15 protein-coding genes are annotated in these 16168 nt (G+C 67.7%); 10 read left to right on the forward strand and 5 right to left on the reverse strand.

Going from position 1 to position 16168, the window contains the following annotated elements:
* Positions 1–57: 57 nt before the first annotated feature.
* Positions 58–1065, reverse strand: a complete 1008-nt coding sequence (locus tag ACFQ36_RS07715) for a PDR/VanB family oxidoreductase (protein ID WP_377012259.1) — start codon at positions 1063–1065, stop codon at positions 58–60.
* Positions 1058–1594, reverse strand: coding sequence for a type 1 glutamine amidotransferase domain-containing protein (locus ACFQ36_RS07720; protein WP_377012261.1), 537 nt, complete (start codon positions 1592–1594; stop codon positions 1058–1060). Before ACFQ36_RS07720 ends, ACFQ36_RS07715 begins: the two co-directional genes overlap by 8 nt.
* Before the next feature lie 319 nt (positions 1595–1913).
* Here ACFQ36_RS07720 and ACFQ36_RS07725 point away from each other — a divergent pair, with 319 nt between their 5' ends.
* The 6 genes from ACFQ36_RS07725 (at position 1914) to ACFQ36_RS07750 (ending at position 8841) form a co-directional block, all read left to right on the forward strand.
* The gene (locus ACFQ36_RS07725; RefSeq protein ID WP_377012263.1) at positions 1914–3290 is read left to right on the forward strand and encodes an MFS transporter; all 1377 of its coding nucleotides are present in this window, start codon (positions 1914–1916) and stop codon (positions 3288–3290) included.
* 265 nt (positions 3291–3555) lie between these two features.
* Positions 3556–4623 (forward strand): LacI family DNA-binding transcriptional regulator, encoded by a 1068-nt coding sequence (locus ACFQ36_RS07730; RefSeq protein WP_377012264.1) that lies wholly within the window; start codon positions 3556–3558, stop codon positions 4621–4623.
* A gap of 52 nt (positions 4624–4675) precedes the next feature.
* A complete protein-coding gene (locus ACFQ36_RS07735; protein WP_377012266.1) occupies positions 4676–6025 on the forward strand; it encodes an MFS transporter in 1350 nt (449 codons plus the stop codon).
* Positions 6026–6111: 86 nt separating this feature from the next.
* The gene (locus tag ACFQ36_RS07740; protein ID WP_377012268.1) at positions 6112–6876 is read left to right on the forward strand and encodes an SDR family oxidoreductase; all 765 of its coding nucleotides are present in this window, start codon (positions 6112–6114) and stop codon (positions 6874–6876) included.
* 29 nt (positions 6877–6905) lie between these two features.
* Positions 6906–7838: a 3-keto-5-aminohexanoate cleavage protein gene (locus ACFQ36_RS07745; protein ID WP_377012269.1), complete on the forward strand. Its 933-nt coding sequence runs from the start codon at positions 6906–6908 to the stop codon at positions 7836–7838.
* Between the two features lie 7 nt (positions 7839–7845).
* Positions 7846–8841, forward strand: a complete 996-nt coding sequence (locus tag ACFQ36_RS07750; protein WP_377012270.1) for a glycerate kinase — start codon at positions 7846–7848, stop codon at positions 8839–8841.
* Between the two features lie 74 nt (positions 8842–8915).
* Here ACFQ36_RS07750 and ACFQ36_RS07755 read toward each other — a convergent pair whose 3' ends face one another.
* From ACFQ36_RS07755 to ACFQ36_RS07765, 3 genes are read right to left on the reverse strand one after another with little or no spacing between them, the layout of a single operon-like run.
* Positions 8916–10469 (reverse strand): amino acid ABC transporter permease/ATP-binding protein, encoded by a 1554-nt coding sequence (locus tag ACFQ36_RS07755; protein WP_377012272.1) that lies wholly within the window; start codon positions 10467–10469, stop codon positions 8916–8918.
* A 2-nt stretch (positions 10470–10471) separates the two neighbouring features.
* Positions 10472–11341, reverse strand: a complete 870-nt coding sequence (locus ACFQ36_RS07760) for an ABC transporter substrate-binding protein (protein ID WP_377012274.1) — start codon at positions 11339–11341, stop codon at positions 10472–10474.
* Positions 11342–11358: 17 nt separating this feature from the next.
* Complete coding sequence (locus ACFQ36_RS07765) at positions 11359–12504, reverse strand: M20 family metallopeptidase (protein WP_377012275.1); 1146 nt, start codon at positions 12502–12504, stop codon at positions 11359–11361.
* Positions 12505–12618: 114 nt separating this feature from the next.
* Here ACFQ36_RS07765 and ACFQ36_RS07770 point away from each other — a divergent pair, with 114 nt between their 5' ends.
* From ACFQ36_RS07770 to ACFQ36_RS07785, 4 genes are all read left to right on the forward strand, one after another.
* Positions 12619–13527 (forward strand): LysR family transcriptional regulator, encoded by a 909-nt coding sequence (locus ACFQ36_RS07770; protein WP_377012277.1) that lies wholly within the window; start codon positions 12619–12621, stop codon positions 13525–13527.
* A gap of 156 nt (positions 13528–13683) precedes the next feature.
* Positions 13684–14280: a flavin reductase family protein gene (locus ACFQ36_RS07775; RefSeq protein WP_377012279.1), complete on the forward strand. Its 597-nt coding sequence runs from the start codon at positions 13684–13686 to the stop codon at positions 14278–14280.
* Complete coding sequence (locus ACFQ36_RS07780; RefSeq protein WP_377012281.1) at positions 14277–15737, forward strand: 4-hydroxyphenylacetate 3-hydroxylase family protein; 1461 nt, start codon at positions 14277–14279, stop codon at positions 15735–15737. Before ACFQ36_RS07775 ends, ACFQ36_RS07780 begins: the two co-directional genes overlap by 4 nt.
* The gene (locus ACFQ36_RS07785) at positions 15734–16156 is read left to right on the forward strand and encodes a RidA family protein (protein ID WP_377012282.1); all 423 of its coding nucleotides are present in this window, start codon (positions 15734–15736) and stop codon (positions 16154–16156) included. The genes ACFQ36_RS07780 and ACFQ36_RS07785 overlap by 4 nt, the downstream gene beginning before the upstream one ends.
* Positions 16157–16168 lie beyond the last annotated feature (12 nt).

Genomic DNA, 16168 nt, shown 5'->3' on the forward strand with positions numbered 1-16168 from the left:
CAGGGCCCCGGCAAGTCACCATGCAGGTGGCTTGCCGGGGCCCTGCCGCTTGCGGCGCTACAGGTTGAGCACGATCCGGGCGCTGCGGGCCCGGGAGACGCACGGCATCATGGTCTCGTTCGCCGCACGCTCGTCCTTGGTCAGGACCGAGTCGCGATGTTCCGGTTCGCCCTCCAGCACCTCCGTCTCGCAGGTGCCGCAGACACCCTCGCTGCAGGACCAGTCCACGTCGGTGCCGGCCTCGCGCAGCACCTTCAGGCAAGACACTCCCGCCGGGACCTGCAGGGTGCGCCCGGACTTGGCCAGGACCACCTCGAACGGCCTGTCCTCCCCGCCAGGCGCCGGCGGCGCGGCGGCGAAACGTTCGCAGTGGAACGTCCAGCGGCCGGCGTCGGCGGCCATTGCCTCCAGCACGTCGAGCAGCGGGCCGGGACCGCAGGCGTAGACATGGTCCGCCGCACCCAGCGCCGCGGTGATGCCGGCCAGGTCGATCAGGCCGCTCTCGTCGTCGCAATGCAGCACCACGTTGCCGGCCGGCAGCCGGGCGATCTCGTCCAGCAGGGCCAGGCGCCGGCGGTTGCGCGCCATGTAGTAGAGCTTCCACGGCAGCCCGGCCCGTTCCACCGCCTGGACCATCGGCAGGATCGGGGTGATCCCGATGCCGCCGGCGAAGAACACATAGGAGCCGGCCGGCTGCAGCGGAAAATGGTTCCGCGGCCCGCGCACGCTCAGTTCGGTGCCCTCGAGCAGGTTCTGGTGCACCCGGACGGAGCCGCCGCGGCTCTTCGGATCCTTCAGGACCCCGATCCGCCAGACGGACCGGTCCTCGAGCGGCCCCCACAGCGAGTACTGCCGGCAGATGGCCCCGCCCTGCTCGTCCTCGCCGAGGAAGAGGTCGATGTGCGAGCCAGGTTCCCAGGCGGGGAACGGTTCGCCGTCGAGGCGCACGAGGTCCAATGCCACAATGTCTTCGCCCGCCGTCTGCCGGCCGGACACGCGGACGCCGTAAACGGCTTCGGGGCCCGTTCGCCCGGCCGGCACTTCCGCCACGGCCGCCTCAGTCATCGCCGCGCACCCCTGACAGCACCTCAAGGAAGCCGTTCATCCAGGCGTCCAGGTCGTTGGGCACGCGCGAGGTGACGAGGTTCCCGTCCACCATCACCGGCTCGTCAACCCACTTGGCGCCGGCGCCCTCCACCTCGGGCCGGATGAACGGCACGCTGGTGATGCACCGGCCGTCAAGAATGCCGGCGGAGACGGCAACCCAGGCCCCGTGGCATATCATGGCGATCGGTTTGCCGGTCCTGTCCATCTCCCGGAGGAACTCCAGCGCCTCCGGGCTGCGGCGGACCAGGTCGGGGGCGAAGCCGCCGGGGACCAGGACGGCGTTGTACTCCGAGGCCTGCAGGTCCGCGAACCCCGTGTGGGCGGCAAACGGGCCGAAGCCGCCCTTGCCCTTGACCGGCGCGCCTCCCGGGGTGGCAACAGCAACCCGGCCCACGGTACCGAGCAGCCGGTAGTAAGGAAAGAGGACCTCTGACTCTTCGAAATAGTCTGCGGTCAGCATCGCGACCGCAGCGTCCTTGAGTTCCATCCGGGCATCCTTTCAACAACGACGGATATGAATGCGTCAAGTGTTCTGTTAAATCAAACACATGTCAATCTCCTGCCGCCGGGCGGGGTCAAACTTGGCAGCGGATGGCGGCATGGAGGCGGACCTGCTGTTTCAGCCGAGTTAAATATTTGCCGAATCTCTTGACGGCTGTTCGTTAAGGAAGAACACTTGTGACTCGCGACACCTTCAGTCTTCCAAGGAGATCCATGACTCCGGACCACACGTCCCGCGGCCCGCGTGCCGCTCACGTGAATGCATGTCCGGCAGCGCTTCCCACCCCGTCCCGCCAGGAGGAAATGTGAGCAGTACACGTCCCGAAGCCCTCGTCAGCCAGAAGGGCCTGCGCAAGAGCGTCGCGGCCGGTTCAATCGGCGTGTTCGTCCACTGGTTCGAGTGGGCCGTTTACGCCTACCTTGCCTCGACCATTGCCAAGGTGTTCTTCCCCGAGCAGGACGGCACGGCAGCGCTGCTGTCCGTCTTCGCGGTATTCGCCATTTCCTTCGGGGTTCGCCCGCTCGGCGCCCTGGTCTTCGGCACCCTCGGTGACAGGATCGGCCGGAAGAAGACCCTTTCCATCGTCATCCTGTCCATGTCCGGTGCCACGCTGGTGGTCGGGCTGCTGCCGACCTACAGCTCCATTGGCCTCTGGGCGCCTGTCCTGCTCATCGTGGCCCGCGTGGTCCAGGGCCTGGCCGCCGGCGGGGAGTTTGGCAGTGCGGCCGCCTTCCTGGCCGAGTACTCTCCGCGCAGGCATCGCGGCTTCGGGGTCAGCTGGCTGGAATTCGGCAGCCTGCTGGGATTCCTGGCCGCTTCCCTGGCCGTGTACCTGCTCAATGTCGTTATGGGCGCCGAGGCCATCCAGGACTGGGGATGGCGCATTCCCTTCCTGCTGACTGTCCCGCTGGGCCTGATCGGCTTCTATATCCGCACCAAGATCGAGGACACCCCCGAGTTCCGGTCCCTCGAGGAACTGGACAACGTGCCGCAGAGCCCCGTGAAGGAAGTCTTCACCAGGCACTGGAAGCAGCTCCTGCAGATGAGCGGCATTGAAATCATGATGCATGTGACCTTCTACATCGTGCTGGTCTACCTGCTCACCTATCAGGAAGAAACTTTGGAGATGAGCCCGGACAATGCCGCGCTGCTGTCCACCGTTGCCTCGATCGCGGGCCTCATCCTGGTTCCACTGTTCGGCGCCGTCTCGGACCGCGTCGGCCGCAGGCCGCTGCTGATCGCATCGGCCGCCCTGCTCATCGTCCTCGCCTACCCGCTCTTCCTGATCATGCAGTCGGGCGCACCGTGGGCCGGCTTCGTCAGCACGCTGGGCCTGGGCATCATCCTGGCGATCATCCTGGGCGTACACGCCTGCGCCGTCGCCGAACTGTTCCCCACCCGCACCCGGCAGACCGGACTGTCCATCGCCTACAGCATCACCGCGGCCATCTTCGCCGGCACCGTGCCCTACGTCCTGACCTGGCTGATCGCGCAGACCGGCAACACCATGATGCCGGCCTTCTACCTGATCCTGGTGGGCCTGATCGGGCTCATTGCCGTCATGACCATGAAGGAGACCAAAGGCATTGACCTGCTGCGGACGGAGGACTTCGCCGGCCGGGCCGCCGCATCCCGGGGCGAGCTGGACCCGTCCGCGTCCTCCGGCGCCGGACGACTGTAACATTCCACCGAGAGTCCAGGTGCTGCGGCCCGCTGAGCAGTCGGCGGGCCGCAGCACCTTTATTAATATGCGGAAGAAGCAGTGCGTGGGACGCAGGTTCTGCCGCCCGCGTTCATAAATGTTGAGCCGGCCAACTTAACGTTGCTTAACAGGTCAACCTGCCAATGTAATGGTGATCACAGCAGGAGCCGTCACATGGGCTGCCGCACAGCACGCCGCACCATATCGAAGTGATTGAAGTGCCATGGACCGAGAGGAGGATGCAGTGGACCAGGCAACCGCGGAAGCCACCGTCCGTCCTCCCAAGGTGTCCGCAGCCGCGGTCGCCCGGGCCTGCGGTGTATCGCCGGCAACCGTCAGCTACGTCATGAACGGCAAAGCCGGCGTCTCCCCCGAGACGCGGCGGCACATCATCAAGATCGCCAATGAGCTCGGGTTCCGGCCCCACGGCCATTCCGGGCAGCACAGCCTGGATCCGCACCTGAACCGGGTGATCGGGCTGATCCTGCCGAACATCGTGAACCAGATGTACACCGGCTGGGCGGAGAACATCATCTCCGCCACCGCACGCGACGGCTTCGAGGTGTTCGTGGCGACCACACAGGACGACGCGGACACCCTCGCCCAGGTCGCCGCCACCCTGGCGGCGCGCCAGGTGGACGGCGTCATTATCGCCGCCGCGCTGCGTGAGGACTCGCGGGCACTGCGGACGCTGCGCCAGCGCCGCATCCCCTATGTCTGCCTGTCGCGCCGGTCGGACCACCTGCCCGGCGACTTCGTGGGCATCGACGACGATACGGCCGCTTCCCAGCTGATGCAGCACGTGCTGGACCACGGCTACCGGGAGGTCGCCACGGTGATCGGGCCCCGCTTCTCCACCGCCTCGCTGGCGCGGGAACAGGCGTTCGTCCGGACTGCCGCGGCGGCCGGGATCACCGTCGCGGGCGAGCGGAAGATCAGCACGCGCCTGCACCGGGACGGCGGACGGGTGGCGGCGCACAAGCTGCTGGCCGCTGCCAACCCGCCCCGGGCCGTCGTGTGCGGCTCGGATGAAATCGCCATCGGGGTGATGGAGCACGCGCTCTCGCTCGGGCTGCGCATCCCGGAGGACCTGGCGGTGGTCGGCAGCGACGGCCTGCCCCACAGTCGGTCGGCCCTCGTGGGGCTGACCACCATTGTCCAGCCGGTGCAGGAGATGGCGGAAAAAGCCTTCGAACTTCTGCTCGGCCAAATCACCAGTCCCAGCAACACCTTCGTCCAGTCCCTCTGCCAGCACCGCCTGCACATCGGCCGCTCCTGCGGCTGCACGCCGGCACCTGCCCGTCAACGCTGAACAACCCGAAAATGCCCCTTTGAACCGGCCTCCCTGCCGGCTGTATCCGACTATGCCCTCCAACAAGAAGGTCACCACCATGCCCACCACCCTCCAAGCCACGGCGATGAGGCCGCCGGCCGCCGTCAACAAGCTGATCTTCCGGCGCATCATGCCGCTGCTGATCGCCGCGTACGTCATGGCCTTCCTCGACCGCACCAACATCGGCATGGCCAAGGACCGTCTGGAGATCGACCTGGGCATCTCGGCCACCGCATACGGCATCGGCGCGGGCCTGTTCTTTCTCACCTACGCGCTTTCGGAAGTACCGTCCAACCTGATCATGCACAGGGTCGGCGCACGCTTCTGGATCATGCGCATCATGATTACCTGGGGCCTGATCTCCGCGGCGATGGCCTTTGTCCAGGGCGAATGGTCCTTCTACCTGCTGCGCATGCTGCTCGGCGTCGCCGAGGCCGGCCTGTTCCCGGGCGTGATCTACTTCCTGACCCAGTGGTTCACCGTCCAGGACCGGGCCAAAGCCAATGGCATGTTCCTGCTCGGCGTCTCCATCGCCAACATTGTCGGCGCTCCGCTGGGCGGCCTGCTGCTGACCATGGACGGTGTCGGCGGTCTGCACGGGTGGCAGTGGATGTTCATCATCGAGGGCCTGCCCGCCTGCGCCCTGGCCTTCGTCGTCTGGAAGTTCCTGCCCAATAGGCCCACCGATGCCAAGTTCCTCACCCGGGCCGAGGCCGAAGACCTCGAGGCCCGCATCGCCGCCGAGGAGAAGGCCGGCGCCGAGGCAGCCGGAAACTCCAAGCTGCGCCACGTGCTCAAGGACAAGCAGATCCTGCTGGTGGTCGGCATCTACTTCACCCACCAGATCGCCGTCTACGCGCTGAGCTTCTTCCTGCCCTCGATCATCGGCACCTACGGCGAACTGAACAGCATCCAGATCGGCCTGCTGACCTCCGTCCCGTGGATCTTCTCCGCCGCCGGAGCCATGCTGCTGCCGCGTCTGGCCACCAATGCGACCCGCTCCCGGACGATCGCCACCTGCACCATGGTAGGAATCGTTGCCGGCTTCACCCTGGGCGCCGTCGGCGGCCCGGTCCTGGGCCTGATCGGCTTCTGCCTGGCCGCCTTCAACTTCTTCGCCCTGCAGCCGATCCTCTTCACCTACCCCGCAACCCGCCTCTCCGGCGCGACCCTGGCCGGCGGCATCGCCTTCGTGAACACCGTGGGCCTGTTCGGCGGCTTCCTCGGCCCGTACGTTATGGGCTTCATGGAGGAAATGACCGGCAGCAAGCTCTCCGGCCTCTGGTTCATTGTCGGCATGTGCCTGATCGGGGCGCTGCTGACCCTCCGCCTCAAGCGGGGCAGCGAGGATCCGAGCAAGGCCGCCGTCGGCGGCCACTGACCGAAGGCGTACGACGGCGGTGCGTGCCGCCGCCGTACGCCCTTCCGCACCCGCCTACCGTTAGCACACCACAGGAGTACAACACCATGGATTTCACCGGCCGCAAGGTCCTGGTCACCGCCGGCGCCGCAGGCATCGGCCGAGCCATCGCCACCCGCTTCCGCGGCCTCGGCGCCGCCGTCATGGTCACGGACATCAACCCCGAGGCCGTGGACGCCGCGAAGCAGGACGGCTTCGCCGTCGCCCTCAGCGACGTCTCCGACGAAGCCCAGGTCCGCACCCTGATGGCGGAAGTACGCAGCACGCTTGGCGGGCTGGACGTGCTGGTCAACAACGCCGGCATCGCCGGACCCACGGGCCCGATCGAGACGCTGGACCCGGACGCCTGGAAGGCCACGTTCGATGTGAACGTCCACGGCCAGTTCTTCTGCATCAAGCACGCCCTGCCGCTGCTGCGCGAGGCCAACGACGCCGCCATCGTGAACCTCTCCTCCGCGGCCGGCCGGCTCGGCATGGCCGGCCGCAGCCCCTACTCCGCGTCCAAATGGGCCGTGGTCGGGCTGACCAAGACCCTGGCCATCGAACTGGGCCCCGAAGGCATCCGCGCCAACGCCATCTGCCCGGGCGCGGTCAACGGCCCGCGCATTGACGCGGTGATCGAGGCCAAGGCGCAGATGCTCGGCCGGCCGGCCGAGGAGGTCGCGGACCTCTACCACAAGCAGTCTTCGCTGCAGCGGCTGGTGGAGGCCGAGGACATCGCCAACATGGCCGTGTTCCTGGCCAGCGATTTGGCCCGCAACGTCAACGGCCAGGCGATGGCCGTGGACGGCAACACCGAAAAGCTCTACTGATCCACCGGCCACCACGAAAAGGAACCACCATGGCCAGCAAGCGCAAAGTCATCATCACTTCCGCCGTCACCGGCGCCATTCATACCCCCAGCATGTCCCCGCACCTGCCGGTCACCGCGGAGGAAATCGCGGACGCCGCCATCGGCGCCGCGGCTGCGGGTGCCGCCGTCGTCCACATGCACGCCCGTGACCCGAAGGACGGCCGCCCCTCCCAGGACCCGAAACATTTCGAGCCGATCCTCGAGAAGCTTAAGGCCAACACGGACGCGGTCATCAACATCACCACCGGCGGTTCCCCGCACATGAGCGTGGAGGAGCGGATGCTCCCGGTCGCCACCTTCAAACCCGAACTGGCCTCCCTGAACATGGGCTCGATGAACTTCGGCCTCTACCCCATGCTGGACCGCTTCCCCGAGTTCGAACACGAGTGGGAGCGGGAAGGACTGGAGAAGTCCCGGGACCTGGTCTTCAAGAACACCTTCGCCGACATCGAGACCATCCTGACCATCGGCAATTCCAACGGCACCCGCTTCGAATTCGAGTGCTACGACATCTCGCACCTGAACAACCTGGCCCACTTCCACGCCCGCGGGCTGGCGAAGGGCCCGCTGTTCGTGCAGTCCGTCTTCGGCCTGCTCGGCGGCATCGGCGCGCACCCCGAGGACCTGATGCACATGCGCCGCACCGCCGACCGGCTGCTGGGCGCGGACTACCAGTGGTCCATCCTCGGCGCCGGCCGGAACCAGATGCCGCTGGCCACCATCGGCGCCGCCATGGGTTCCCACGTGCGCGTGGGCCTGGAGGACTCGCTGTGGATCGGCCCCGGCCGGCTCGCCGCCTCCAACGCCGAGCAGGTCAGCCGCATCCGCACCATCCTCGAGGCCCTGAACTTCGAGGTCGCCACCCCGGACGAGGCCCGCGAAATGCTGGACCTCAAGGGCCGCGAAAACGTCGGGTTCTGACGCCGGCATGAGGATCCTGATTGCCCCGGACAGCTTCAAGGGCACCTACACCGCCGCCGAGGCCGCCGCGCACATCGCCGCCGGGGTGCGCGCGGCCGGCGCCTGCGCCGTCGAACTGCCGGTGGCCGACGGCGGCGAGGGCACCTACGAGATCCTGCGCGACGCCCTCGGCGCCGAACTGGTCGAGGCGGACACCGTGGGCCCGTGGCACGATCCGCTCCGCGCGTCCTATGCCCTCGCCGCGGACGGGAGGACGGCCGTGATCGGCCTGGCCGCCGCCAGCGGCATCACGCTCCCCTGCTCCGGCGAGCGCAGCCCCCTCACCGCGGACACCTACGGAACCGGCCTGCTCATGGCCGACGCCGCGCGGCGCGGCGCCACCCGGATTGTGGTCGCCGCGGGAGGGAGCGCGACGACGGACGGCGGCACCGGGGCCGTTGCCGCCATCGAGGCGCACGGCGGGCTCCGCGGGGCGCAGGTGACGGTACTCAGCGACGTCGCCACCGCCTTCGAGGACGCTGCAGCCGTGTTCGGCCCGCAGAAGGGCGCCGGCCCCGAACAGGTGGAGCAGCTGACAGAGCGCCTGCACCGGCAGGCTGAAGGCTATCCGCGCGATCCCCGCGGCATCGCCTGCACCGGGGCCGCCGGCGGCTTCAGCGGCGGAATGTGGGCCCGGTACGGGGCCGCACTCGTCTCCGGCGCCGGTTTCGTCCTCGACGCCGTCGGCTTCGACCGGCACGTTGCCGGCGCCGACGCCGTCATCGTCGGCGAGGGACGGCTGGACTCCCAGACCGGCCAGGGGAAGATCATCTCCGCGATCCTGGACCGTAGCCCCGGCAAACCGGTCTACGCCGTCGTCGGCTCCGTCAGCCCGGACCTCGGCGGCTTTGCGGCGAACTTCGCCGGCATCCTTGTCGCGTCGGACCGGGAAGCCCTGAAGGAGGCCGGCGGGCAGGTCGCCGGCGCTGTCGGTCAGGCGGTTGCCGGATCCGTCAGGCGCTGATCGGCGGCCAACAGCCTGCAGGGGCCGCCCGGCATCGTGCCGGGCGGCCCCTGCAGGCTGCGTTTTCCCGGCGCTTACTGTGCCGCAGGTGCTTCCACCGCCAGCGGCACATCCGACACGCTCTGGACGAAGCGCCGGATCCGCGGTTCGGCGTCGGTCCCGAAGATGGCTTCCGGCGGGCCCTGCTTGACCACGTTGCCGTCCTCCATAAAGACCACCCAGTCCGCGACATCCCGGGCCAGCTTCATTTCGTGCGTGACGATGACCATGGTCATGCCCTCCTGGGCCAGTTCGGCGATGACAGCCAGCACCTCGGAAACCAGCTCCGGGTCCAGCGCCGACGTCGGTTCGTCGAAGAGCATCACGGACGGCTTCATGGCCAGGGCGCGGGCGATGGCCACGCGCTGCTGCTGGCCGCCGGACAGCTGGTGCGGGTACTTGTTGGCGTGCACCGACATGCCGACCTTGCGCAGCAGCTCCTTGCCGAACTCGCGGGCCTCATCGGCCTTCATCAGGCCCAGCTGCACGGGCGCCAGCGTGATGTTCTCCAGCACGGTCTTGTGCGGGAAGAGGTTGAAGCGCTGGAAGACCATGCCGACGTCGCGGCGCTGGACGCTCAGTTCGCGGTCGGACAGGGCGACCACCCTGCCGTTCTGCCCCAGCCTGCTGCCCATCCGCCGGCCGTTGACCTCGATGGTGCCGCCGTCGGCGGGTTCCAGATGGTTCAGCGTGCGCACGAACGTCGTTTTGCCGGACCCGGACGGGCCGATAACGACGACGACCTCCCCGGCGTGCACGTCGACGTCGACGCCCTTGAGCACCTGGTTCCCGTGGAAGGACTTCGTGACGGCCTGCGCGCTCACCAGCGCCTTGCCCGAGTGCGGGACCCGCTCGCGGCCGCGGGCCACGCTGCCGGCCGCGGCAGGGTCCGGATCGCCCTGAAGGGCCGGGCGGCGCCGGCTGACGTCCAGCCGGCGCTCGAGCAGGGCGCGGAGCCGGTCGAAGATCGTTACGAGCAGGACGTAGAAGACGGCGACGGCGAACAGGGTCTCCAGCACCAGGAAGTTCTGGGTGTAGAGGCGCTGGCCGACCAGCAGGATTTCCTCCAGCGAGATCACGCTGGCCAGCGAGGTCAGCTTGAGGATCGAGACGAACTCGTTGCCCAGCGCCGGCAGCGCGATCCGGAAGGCCTGCGGGACCACCACGTGGCGCTGCACGTAGCCGTACGGCAGGCCCAGCGCCCGGGCGGCCTCGCGCTGGTCGGCGGAGACCGAGAGCAGGCCGCCGCGGTGGATCTCGGCCATGTAGGCCGCCTCGCTCAGCACCAGCGCAATCAGCGCGGCATTGAACGAGGACCCGAGCACTGTCTGGGTGGCCGGGAAGACCTGGGGGATGTTGTACGCGAAGACCAGCAGCACCAGCAGCGGCAGGCTGCGGAACAGCCAGACGTAGCCGCCGGCGAGGCCGGCCAGGATCCGGGAGCGCGATTCCTTCATCAGCGCCAACCCGATGCCCGCGATGTTGGCAATCACCCAGGAAAGCAGGCTCAGGGCGACGACGACGCCGGCAGCACGCCACAGGTCCGGATCGGCGAAGAGGGAGAACGTGTAGGCCCAGTCGAATGTCATGGTCAGGCCTGCTTCATCGATTCCTCGAGCACCGCGGGGTCAACGGGCTCCAGGTTGTACTTCTTGAGCAGTTCGTCGTACTTGCCCGAGGCCTTCATGGCCTCCAGCCCGTCCTTGAGCGCCTGCTGCATCTTTGCGTTCCCCTCCTGGACGGCCAGGCCGACGGCGATCGGGTAGATCAGCTGCCGGCTGCTCAGGCTCAGCCGGCCCTTGGCCTTTTCGACGGCGGTCTTGGCCACTGCGGCATCCGTCATCTGGGCATCGACCTGCCCCGAGAGCAGCGCCTGGGTCGCCTCCGGGTCGGTGGGGAATTCCTTCACGGTGATGGCGGGCTTGCCGGCCTTCTTGCACTTGTCGCTTTCGGCGGCGGGCAGGATCTTGGCGATGACCGTCGCGGTGACCACGCCGACCTGCTTGCCGCAGAGGTCCTGGGCCGTGGCCAGGGCCGCCTGGCCTTCCTTTACGATGATGGAATTGCCGGTCTGGAAGTAGGGCACGAAGTCCACTTCCTTGTCGCGGGCGGAGGAGATGTAGAGCGTGGAGGCAATCACGTCGTAGCGGTCGGCCTTGATGCCGGCGACGATCTGGGCGAATCGGGTGTCGGTGTACTTCGGCTTCAAGCCCAGTTCGGCAGATATCGCGTCCATGAACTCCACGTCGAAGCCTGCGGGCTTGCCGCCGTCGAGCATGTCATAGGGCGGGTAGGTCAAATCGATGCCGACGTTCAGGACGCCGGAGGTATTGGTTTCGACCTTGGCCGCCCCGGCATCGGCGGATGAGCCCGTCGCATTGCTGTTGCCGCCGCAGGCGCTCAGGGCCAGGGCGAGGGCCGCGGTGCCGGCCAGGACGGCGTGTTTCAGGGAGGTTTTCATGGCTGCCTTTCGTTGGCTCAGTTGCACCACAGGTCCACGGCCTGGTGGTAGATGTCGATGATTTCCCGGTACTTGGCCAGTTCCACCCACTCGTCGGCCCAGCTGTAGGGCGGGGTGCCCGGGCCGATGTTCACGGCGGGGATGCCGTACTGCTTCAGCGGCACCATGTCGGTCCAGAACTGGATGCCCCGGTACACCGGCTCGGCGCCGGCACGGGACACGGCCTGGGCGGCCGCCACCGAGATCGGGGAAGCCTTGTCGATCTCGTAGGGCAGCCGCGGGCCGCTGAGCCAGTGGTCGCTGAACTCCACGGTGGCCTCGATTCGGGGATCGGCGGCCTTGAGGTCGCCGATCATCTGCTCCACCTGGACCTTGACGTCGTAGGGATCCTGCGAGGGCAGCAGGCGGATGTCGCAGGTCATTTCGCAGCGGTCGGGCACCTGGTTGTGCTTGGTGCCGCCGCGGATGGTGCCGATGTTCAGGTTCGGCCCGCCGGGCAGTTCCGGGTGCGGGGTATAGGGCATCGCGCCTTCGAGCCGGCGCATGCCGGCCAGGATCGGCTCCATGGTCTCGATCGCATTCAGGCCCAGCTGCTTGGCGGAGGTGTGGGCCTGGCGGCCGTAGGTGGTGATCTTCAGGTACGCCGCGCCGCGGTGGACGGTGCCGATGGTGTTGTCCGTGGGCTCTCCGCAGATGGCGCCGTCGGCGGTGAAGCCGGCCTCCAGCAGCGAGCGGGTGCCAACGCCGCCCTCGAAGTGGCAGGAGACGCCCTGGAAGACGACGTCGCCGGCAGGCCGGGTGCCGGACAACGCGATCCGGCGCAGGACGGCCAGCGCCGCGGTGGTGGCCGCTTTCATGTCCGCGATGCCGGCGCCGTAGACCTTGCCGTCCTCGACGACGGGGCCGAACGGGTCCCGGGTCCAGTCCGGCGAGACCTCGTAGATGTCCAGATGGCCGTTGAGCAGCAGCGACTTGCCGCCGCCGGTGCCGCGGAGCCGCCCGCCGACGCTGTGCCGGCCCGGCAGGGACTCGACCAGCTGCACGTCGTCAACGCCCCAGCTTTCCAGCCGGTGCGCCATGAATTCGGCCAGCTCCTTCTCCCGGCCCCACGTTGAATCGATGGACAGGGTCTTCAGGAGGAGATCAAGTTCCGGGTCGCTCATCTGCTGCTCGGTCCCTTCGGCGTGGTCGTTTTGTGTTCCGGATTACATCGACTATGCAGGGTAGGCATATCCATGTAAAACAGATGTAATCGAAGAAGGGTTTCGGGAAAATCTATGTCTGGTGTGACCCTGCGGCAGCTCGAATATCTGATCGCGGCGGCGGAAACCGGCAGTGTCACCGCCGCGGCCGGGCGGCTCTACCTGTCCCAGTCGGCCGTTTCCACGGCGCTGGCGGACCTGGAGGAGTCCCTGGGCGTGCAGGTCTTCATCCGGCACGCGCGCGGGCTGTCCCTGACCGGGGTGGGCCAGCAGGTCCTGGCCGACGCCCGCCGGCTGCTGGCCGGGGTGGACGACCTGAAGAACTCCGCCCGGGAGGCCAGCGAATCGCTCTCGGGCCGGCTGATGGTCGGCTGCTACAGCACGCTCGCGCCGATCCTGCTGCCGCGCATCATCGCCAGCTTCACCGAGCACCACCCCGCCGTGGACCTGAGCTTTGTCGAGGGCTCGCACCTGACGCTGGAGGAGCAGCTGCGCAACGGCTCCCTGGACCTGGCCATCCTGTACGGCTACGACTTCAACCGGCGCCAATTCGCCCGGGACCTCAGCTCCCACGTGCTGGCAGCCACCCCGCCCTACGTGGTGCTGCCCGAGCACCACAAGTTTGCCGATAACGGCGCGCTCTCCATGCAGCAGCTGGCGCCCGAACCCTTGATCCTCTTCGACCTGCCGCCCGGCGGGGACTACTTCCTCTCCTTCTTCGAGGCCGAGGACCTCGAACCGAACATCAGGTTCCGGACCACCAGCTTCGAAATGGTGCGCGCCCTGGTGGCCCGGGGGCTCGGCTATTCGATCCTCAGCCAGCGCACCAACATCAACATGAGCTACGAGGGCCGCGGGTTCGTGACCAAGCCGCTCCACGGCGCCCCGCCCGGCCTGAACGTGTGCGCGGTGCATTTGTCCGGCGTGCGCCTGACCCGCAGGGCGACGGCGTTCATCGACGAATGCCGGAACGCCCTGGCCTGACCGCCCGCCCGGAGCCCGACGCCGGCACCGCACCGGCGCCGCACCGAGCCATCGGTTTTTTCGATGCTTTCCGCTGAAAAGTTCTGTTGGACGCATCACACCCCTGCTTCCAATACTTGATGCAAGCAACCGCACAAGTGGAAGGGAGCGGGCCAAATGCCTATGTCAACCAGGGACGGGGCCACCCGGGCGCCGGCTGCCCCGCGGGACGAATTCATCGCCGCCATGGGCCGGGTCGCCACCGGAGTCACCGTCGTCTCGACCGGCGGGCCGGCAGGCCAGTTCGCCCAGACCGTCAGCGCCATGTGCTCGGTCTCGGCGGAGCCGCGGCTGGTGCTGGTGTGCATCAACCACCGCAGCCCGATCAACGCCGCGATCCGCGAGCACGGCGTCTTCAATGTCAATGTCCTGGGCAAGCAGCACGACCATGTGGCCGACACCTTCGCCGGCCGGCCCTGGCCGGGCAAGGATCGCTGGGACTTCAGCTGCGGCGAATGGGTCGAGGCGCCGTCGGGCTCCCCGCGCATCCGCGATGCGGTGGCCAGCTTTGACTGCACGATCCACGAGGTCGTCGAGGCCGGCACGCACCTGGTCTACATCGGCCGGGTCACCGACATCGAGTCCCACGACGCCGAACCGCTGATCTACAGCGCCCAGAACTATGCCAAACCGGAACCGATCGAGCCGTCGGTCTTTCCCGACTACCCCGGTTCCGGCCCCACGTACCGCCAGCAGAAGGAGAATTCCAAGTGATCCGCACCGGAGATGAATACCGCGAGTCGATCCGCGACGGCCGCCAGGTCTGGGTGGATGGGGAGAAGGTCGCGGATGTGACCACCCACCCGATGTTCAAGCCGGTGGTCGACGTCCGGGCCAGGATCTACGACCTCGCCCACGAAGAGCATTCCCGCCAGGTGATGACCTATGCGGACGAGGAGACCGGCGAACCGAACGCGATTGCCAACCGGCTGCCGAAGACGCAGCAGGACTGGCAGGACAAGCGCGCCGCCGTGGAACTGGTCCAGCGCGAGGCCGGCGGCGTGGTCACCCGGGTCGGGGACGAGACCATCGGGGAGATGTGGTCCCTCTACGACGGCCAGGATGTGCTCAACGAGGTGGACCCGCGCTTCTCGGAGAACATCCGCCGGCACATCGCGCGCACCATCAAGGCCGACCCGTTCCACATCTCCGCCAACACGGACCCCAAGGGGGACCGGTCCAAGGCCCCGCAGGACCAGGACCCGGACATGCTGCTGCATGTGGTGAAGGAGACCGACAACGGGATCGTGGTCCGCGGCGCCAAGTACGAAACCGCCGCCGCCTACGCCAACCAGGCCTTCACCAAGCCCACCATTGCCAACTGGGGCAACGACAAGCTCTCCGACTACGCCGTCGGCTTCGTGGTGGACCTGGGTTCGCCGGGCCTGAAGTTCATCTCGCGCAACGGCTTCGCCGGGCGCGCCCCGGCCGCCGACTACCCGCTGGCCAACCGGGTGGACGAGGTCGAGTCCCTGGTGGTCTTCGACAATGTGGAGATCCCCTGGGAGGACGTGCTGTTCTACCGCCACACCAAGGCCGCGGCCTTCATCCGCTCCACCCTGCACCGCTACAGCGCCTTCCCCTTCGTCCAGCGCACCCTGCACCTGGCAGACCTGATGATCGGCGCCGCGCTGTGGAACGTGAAGCAGACAGGCCTGGAAAAGCAGCAGGCGGTGCAGGAGAAGCTCGCCCAGCTGGCCTGCTACCGCGAAGGCATCAACGCGCACCTGACCGCGGCGATCGCCAACGCCGAGAACAGCCCGGGCGGGCTGCTGATGCCCAACCAGTCCCTGCTCTACACCGGCCGGGTGTTCGCCCTGACCCAGCTGCCGGCCATGATGCACGCGGCCCGGGAGCTGTGCGGCGGCCAGATCTGCATCACCCCGGATGCGGCAACCTTCGGCGACCCGGAAGTCTCGCCCTGGCTGGAGAAGTTCTACACGATCAACGAGAACTGGGTGGCCGAGGACCGCCGCCGGCTGCTGGCCTTTGCCCGCGACCTGCTCAACAGCGACTACGCCGGACACCGGCTGACCTTCCAGCTGTTCGCCCAGTCCCCGCCGTTCGCCCAGCTGGGCGCCGTCTACCGCAACTTCGACTGGAACGGCCCCCTGGACCTGGTCAAGGCCGCCGCCGACCTGTCCGAGAAAGTGGACGGATCGCGCGCATGAGCACCCACACCCGGATCCGCAAGTTCAACACCCGCGACACCTACCCCGAGCAGAACCTGGACAACGACCTGTGCCAGGCGGTGGTGGCCAACGGCGTGGTCTACCTGCGCGGCCAGATCGGCCAGGACCTCGAGACCCGCGGGTCCGTGGGCATCGGCGACGTCGAGGCCCAGACCGAGCAGGCCATGGCCAACATCGACATGCTGCTGAAGGAGGCCGGCAGCAGCCTCGAGGACATCGTCAAGGTCACCGTCTACCTCGTCGACCCCCGCTACCGGGAACCGGTGTACCGGACCATGGGCCGCTGGCTCAAGGGCGTCTACCCGGTCTCCACCGGGATCGTCGTCGACGCCCTGGCCCGCCCCGAATGGCTGGTGGAAATCGACGCGACCGCCGTCATCAGCAGCCCGAAGAACTAAAACAACCTAGAA

Origin of the sequence: Arthrobacter sp. GCM10027362, assembly GCF_042679445.1 — a bacterium.
Classification (GTDB): Bacteria; Actinomycetota; Actinomycetes; order Actinomycetales; family Micrococcaceae; genus Crystallibacter.